Origin of the sequence: Streptococcus intestinihominis (assembly GCF_046824975.1) — a bacterium.
Lineage (GTDB): Bacteria > Bacillota > Bacilli > Lactobacillales > Streptococcaceae > Streptococcus.
On record NZ_JBKQBL010000002.1, the window covers coordinates 101200 to 103241 of the forward strand.

1 pseudogene is annotated in these 2042 nt (G+C 43.7%); it reads left to right on the forward strand.

The features are described 5' to 3' along the window. Positions 1-2042: pseudogene (locus ACLOR3_RS03785) on the forward strand (CshA family fibrillar surface protein C); the annotation flags it as partial.

A 2042-nucleotide genomic window follows, 5' to 3' on the forward strand; every position in this document is an offset into this window, starting at 1 on the left:
TGCCGTGACAGTTGTCCGCGAAGATAAGAATGGAACAAAAGCATCTGCAACCTACACACCAACTGTAACACCTGTGACACCAACAGCTGAAGATGCAACTTCAACTGACAAACAAGGTCAAACACAATCTGGTAAACCAACCTTCACACCAGGTAACGAAAACGTCCCAATGGATGATGATACACCTGCAACCTTTGAAGATGGATCAACTACGAAAACAATTCCAGGAGAAGGAACTTACACAGTTGCTCCAGATGGAAGTGTAACCTTCGTACCAGAAAAATCATTCACAGGAACAGGAACAGGCGTGACTGTTAAACGTGTCGATAAGAACGGTACTCCAGTAACAGCTAAGTACACACCAACTGTAACACCAGTAACACCAACTGCAACTCCAGCTGAATCAGAAGCACCTCAAGGTGTGGTTCAAACTGGAACTGTGACCTTCACTGAAGGTGACTCAGTTGCACCAATCGACAAGGATACCATTACTCTTCTTGATGAAAATGGTCAACCAGCAGAATCTGTAGTTGCTAAATCACCAGAAGGTAAAGAAATCGGTACTTTCACAGTTGATAAAGAAACAGGCCTTGTAACCTTCACACCAACTGATAAGTCATACTCAGGTGATGTAGTTCCAGTTAAGGTTCAAGCCAAGGATGCAAACGGCACTCCAGCTGAAACATCATACACACCTAAGATTACTCCAGTTGTCCCAACAGCTGAACCTGCAACATCTACAGACATCCAAGGTAAAACACAAACAGGAACACCAAGCTTTACACCTGGTAACCCTGCAATTCCAATGGATGATGAAGTTCCAGCAACCTTTGAAGATGGATCAACTACGAAGACAATTCCAGGAGAAGGAACTTACACAGTAGCTCCAGACGGAACAGTAACCTTCGTACCAGAAAAATCATTCACAGGAACAGGTACAGGCGTAACAGTGAAACGTGTTGATAAGAACGGTACTCCAGTTACTGCAACTTACACACCAACTGTAACACCAGTAACCCCAACAGGTACTCCAGCAGTATCTACTGATGTACAAGGTGCAACTCAAACAGGTAAACCTGAATTCACTGAAGGTGACAGCCGTGTACCATTGAACAATGAAGTTCCAGCAACATTTGATGATGGTTCAACTACGAAGACAGTTGAAGGTGTTGGTACTTACACAGTTGCTCCAGATGGAACAGTAACCTTCGTACCAGAGAAATCATTTGTCGGAACTGCACCAGCAGTTACAGTGGTTCGTGAAGATGTGAACGGAACAAAAGCTTCTGCGACTTACACACCAACTGTAACTCCTGTAACACCAACTGCTGAACCTGCAACTTCTACAGACATCCAAGGTCAAACACAATCTGGTAAACCAACCTTCACACCAGGTAACCCAAGTGTGCCAATGGATGATGAAGTTCCAGCAACCTTCGAAGATGGTTCAACAACTAAAGTTATTCCAGGTGAAGGAACTTACACAGTAGCACCAGATGGAACTGTTACTTTCGTACCAGAAAAATCATTCACAGGAACAGGTACAGGTGTAACTGTCAAACGTGTTGATAAGAACGGTACACCAATTACCGCTACTTACACACCAACTGTAACACCAGTTACTCCAACAGGTGAACCAGTTACTTCAATTGGTAAGAAGGGTGCAACACAAACAGGTAAACCAAGCTTCACAGAAGGTGATAGCCGTGTACCAATGAATGACGAAGTTCCAGCAACCTTTGAAGATGGTTCAACTACGAAGACAATTCCAGGTGTTGGTACTTACACAGTGGCAGCAGACGGAACTGTAACCTTCACTCCAGAACCTGAATTTACAGGAACTGCACCAGCAGTGACAGTGGTTCGTGAAGATGTGAACGGAACAAAAGCTTCTGCAACTTACACACCAACTGTTCTTCCAATCACTAAATTTGTTGATAAAGAAGGTAAAGAAATCCCAGGATATCCTACAGTTGATGGAGAAGAGCCAAAAGCTGAAATTCCAGGTTACCGCTTCGTTGAAACCAAGAAATTACCAAACG